This window comes from Staphylococcus sp. EG-SA-2 (assembly GCF_017152085.1).
The window spans coordinates 1-4,045 of sequence record NZ_JACYHC010000507.1 but is presented as its reverse complement, the minus strand read 5'-3'; the positions used below and the strand labels follow the sequence as shown (position 1 = coordinate 4,045).

The window sequence follows — 4,045 nt, the reverse complement described above, 5'->3', positions numbered from 1 at the left end:
CTAATAAACCTCTTTGTCTCGATATGATAGTCTGCAACGATTCATGTTGTAGGCTTTTTAATTTTACAAATAAGGCTAAATATATAAGTTCTGACACCTAAAATATAGAAAATACATAAAAGTAAGTATAGTTATTTTATTATAATTATTAAATTTTTATTAATTAATTGTAAAAATGTAGAATTATAATTAATTAACGTTTAATATTAAAATTAACTAAAAAGAAAGAGGTGTTAGTTATGACAGAATACTTATTAAGTGCTGGCATATGTATGGCAATTGTTTCAATATTACTTATAGGGATGGCTATCAGTAATGTTTCGAAAGGGCAATACGCAAAGAGGTTTTTCTTTTTCGCTACTAGTTGCTTAGTGTTAACTTTAGTTGTAGTTTCAAGTCTAAGTAGCTCAGCAAATGCATCACAAACAGATAACGGCGTAAATAGAAGTGGTTCTGAAGATCCAACAGTATATAGTGCAACTTCAACTAAAAAATTACATAAAGAACCTGCGACATTAATTAAAGCGATTGATGGTGATACGGTTAAATTAATGTACAAAGGTCAACCAATGACATTCAGACTATTATTAGTTGATACACCTGAAACAAAGCATCCTAAAAAAGGTGTAGAGAAATATGGCCCTGAAGCAAGTGCATTTACGAAAAAAATGGTAGAAAATGCAAATAAAATTGAAGTCGAGTTTGACAAAGGTCAAAGAACTGATAAATATGGACGTGGCTTAGCGTATATTTATGCTGATGGAAAAATGGTAAACGAAGCTTTAGTTCGTCAAGGCTTGGCTAAAGTTGCTTATGTTTATAAACCTAACAATACACATGAAAAACTTTTAAGAAAAAGTGAAGCACAAGCGAAAAAAGAGAAATTAAATATTTGGAGCGAAGACAACGCTGATTCAGGTCAATAATGCTCATTGTAAAAGTGTCACTGCTGCTAGTGGCCCTTTTATAATTTTTAGATCACGATATGATTTATTATCAATTCAGAATTAAAAAAGTAAATAGTATCAAAAGCAAGTGTATTTAATATTAGAAAATAAAAATTTTAAATTTAGTATTAAAATGGAATGTTACTATATAGTTCAATGTGTATTATCACAGAAAATAAAATAATGCTTTACTTCTATATTTAAAAGTGTATAATGAAAGTTAAGTAATAAAGAGCGTGAAGAAAAATGTGAGTTATTTATATAGAATATTCTCCTTTTCATTTATGAATTTGTTACAAAATATTTAGTGCAAAAGCACGACGGAGGTATTCAATATGAATAACGGTACAGTTAAATGGTTTAATGCAGAAAAAGGTTTTGGTTTCATCGAAAGAGAAGATGGTAGCGACGTATTCGTACACTTCTCAGCAATCGCTGAAGATGGATACAAATCATTAGAAGAAGGCCAAAAAGTTGAATTCGACATCGTTGAAGGCGACCGTGGCGAGCAAGCTGCAAACGTAGTTAAAATGTAATTTTAACTTATTCAAACAGTCCTTATTATAGGGCTGTTTTTTTATGCTTTAAATCGATAACAGTTGGTGTGGTAAAAGCACTAGCCGTTATTTTTTTGTCCAATAAATTGTGGAGATCTAACAATATATAATGGTTCTATAATAAATCGAATTGATGGAAAAGTTTTTTACTTTTCATCTGTCCGACTTTTGATTTTGAATAAAAAAAGCGCCAATACAGAACTTTAATAATGACGAGAATTAAAGTCTGTATATGGCGATAACAAGAAGTAATGTTAAACACTCAAAATGTTTAACAATAATAGGATACCACATCGCATAATATCTTACTACTTAATTAATAATTTAACTAATCAACTTTTTGTTAATTTTTTATTAAGACTGATTAATTATTGAGAATATTTATTGTTTTTAAAATCTCATAATAATTCAGTAATCTTGTTTTCATTTAAAAGGCGAAACATTAAAATAATTAAATAAAAATATTGCGTTTAATTTACAGCGTCAAATATACTTATTTCTAATGCTTTGGGGTCTACTGAAACAAGTAAAGAATGATCGATGTTACTAATATTGCCATTCTCCAAATTTATTTCTGTGAGTATTTGGAAGCTACCATTAGGCAATGGTTTAACAATAGACAATTGCTTTTCCGCTTGTTGTATTAAAAAAGGTTTTGTAGATTGATTATTAATATGCCATTCACTCATGTATGTTTTTCACTCCTGCTTTAAAATAGGGTTAAAAAGTTTATAGTTGAGACATTCATGTTCAACCAAAATTTTGTTCAAATTCAATAAATGTCTTGTTTAAAATAGAAATATTGTAAATGTTATCGTCCAAAATTTCACCAGTTAAGTATTTGTTTTGAATTAAAATTTGGCAGTTAGTTAAGAAGTCTTGATAATCACGATCGCAAAAATAGTTTTCACGTGCATCTTTAGCATCGCCAAAAAAGTTAGCGACTGTTTCTGTTTCTCCATTATTCGAACGTTCAATATATAATTTGTAAAATTTAGCTATTGTATACTTTTGTTCTTTAGTTAGTTCATTCAAAATATTGGGCCTCCTGAAATATCATTTGTAATCTATACCCAATTTATTGCAAAACACAAACTAATTTAACTATTTGATGAAACTGTGTTAATAAGCTTTTACAAGCCTTAGTTTGTATGGATCTATAAAATTATCTTTAATTGCATAGGGTGAAATAATATGTAGTCCATAACTTTTAACTGATTTTTCACTTACACCAAATTTATAAGCTTGGTAGATAATTTTAGTACAATACGTAAATTTTTTGCTGTTCAAATTTAATGTAACTAGATAACGATGATTTGTATTTTCATAGTTTTTCTTAACCCATTCAGCCGCTTTTTTACCTGCACCAGGATAGCTGCAACGATAAACTTTCATCCAATCATTTTTGCCACTTGCATAATTATATTTAAAAGATTCGAAGGATTGTGTAGTTGGTTTGTCGCCAGGCCCCTCAATTTGTAAAATCGTTTTATCATCAATCGCGATACTACAATGACCAAAAAATCCCCACATGACAGGGCCTTTTGTAACAATAATATCACCAGGTTGTAATTGGAATTTGTCATCTTGAATTTCTGAATACTTATTATCTGCAATTGTTTTTGGTGAGTTTATAGGGGATACGACAACGAATAATATAAGTAAAATTATCGTTCGTTTAATATAGTTCACTTAAAAGCTCCTTGTTGAAGAAATATATGTAAATAGTCTTAAATTAGAATTGTAATCTTTAATAAGCTTGTAAGACTAAAACATATCTTAAATATTAAAGTATGAGAGTGTGAAATGTCTATTAAGAATAAAAAACAGTCTGAAACATCATTGAGACGTTTCAGACTGGATATAAAATGAATTTCATTTATAGCACACCAAATATAAATGTGTATATTAATATAGCGAATCCAAAAATATAGAGAATGACAGTGAAACTTAAATAGGACTCTTTTTTAGATTCTTTGCCAGTTTTTTTCATTAATACGAGTATAAACGTAGCGGCAACTAAGAAAATTAATGCTAGCCAAAACAGAATTGCAAAATGTAAAGACATGTGAAACCCTCCTTATATACCGTAATTATTAACCTATAAAACTATAAAAAATAGGATAAATGTAATAGAGAACGAGTACGATATTTATAAAAAATAATATTTCACTTAACCAGTTTTTAGTTATCATTGCAATGGTAAAGGATACGATGAGTATCACACCACAAATGATAATACCAGGCAGGAGCCAACATAAATCATCTAAATCTTTATTATATGTGATTAAAATATTAAAGATAACAAAAGTGGTAGTAATAACTGTATTGATAGCATTTAACAAAATGTTATTCATGACTGACACCTACTAGTATAAAAATAGCTTCTTAATAAATATGATAACACTATTTTCAGTCAAGTCCAGACTCCTGTGTAAAATGCTATACAATGTTTTTACCATTTCTACTTATCAAAATTGATGTATTTTCTTGAAGAATAAATCCATTCATCATGTAGGTCCATAAGAACGGCTCCAATTA

Annotated in this window: 7 protein-coding genes; 2 read left to right on the top strand and 5 right to left on the bottom strand. The window is 28.8% G+C overall.

From position 1 onward, the window contains the following. Positions 1-239: 239 nt before the first annotated feature. Complete coding sequence (locus IDG60_RS07990; RefSeq protein ID WP_025174092.1) at positions 240-926, top strand: thermonuclease family protein; 687 nt, start codon at positions 240-242, stop codon at positions 924-926. A gap of 356 nt (positions 927-1,282) precedes the next feature. Continuing rightward, on the top strand, positions 1,283-1,483 hold the full coding sequence (locus tag IDG60_RS07985) for a cold-shock protein (protein WP_001059082.1): 201 nt from the start codon (positions 1,283-1,285) through the stop codon (positions 1,481-1,483). 491 nt (positions 1,484-1,974) lie between these two features. Here the strand turns inward: IDG60_RS07985 and IDG60_RS07980 are convergent, their stop codons facing one another. The 5 genes from IDG60_RS07980 to tsaA all read right to left on the bottom strand — a co-directional run bounded on the left by IDG60_RS07980 (position 1,975) and on the right by tsaA (position 3,861). Further along, positions 1,975-2,193 (bottom strand): hypothetical protein, encoded by a 219-nt coding sequence (locus IDG60_RS07980; RefSeq protein ID WP_000005886.1) that lies wholly within the window; start codon positions 2,191-2,193, stop codon positions 1,975-1,977. Positions 2,194-2,254: 61 nt separating this feature from the next. Further along, positions 2,255-2,539 carry a hypothetical protein gene (locus tag IDG60_RS07975; protein WP_001004399.1) on the bottom strand — a complete coding sequence of 95 codons (285 nt, stop codon included), beginning with the start codon at positions 2,537-2,539 and terminating at the stop codon, positions 2,255-2,257. 87 nt (positions 2,540-2,626) lie between these two features. Beyond that, positions 2,627-3,196, bottom strand: coding sequence for a lipoprotein N-acylation protein LnsA (gene lnsA / locus IDG60_RS07970; protein ID WP_001106654.1), 570 nt, complete (start codon positions 3,194-3,196; stop codon positions 2,627-2,629). 187 nt (positions 3,197-3,383) lie between these two features. Then, the gene (gene tsaT / locus IDG60_RS07965; RefSeq protein ID WP_000052076.1) at positions 3,384-3,572 is read right to left on the bottom strand and encodes a type II toxin-antitoxin system toxin TsaT; all 189 of its coding nucleotides are present in this window, start codon (positions 3,570-3,572) and stop codon (positions 3,384-3,386) included. Between the two features lie 28 nt (positions 3,573-3,600). After that, positions 3,601-3,861, bottom strand: a complete 261-nt coding sequence (gene tsaA, locus IDG60_RS07960; protein WP_001837253.1) for a type II toxin-antitoxin system antitoxin TsaA — start codon at positions 3,859-3,861, stop codon at positions 3,601-3,603. Positions 3,862-4,045: the final 184 nt, after the last annotated feature.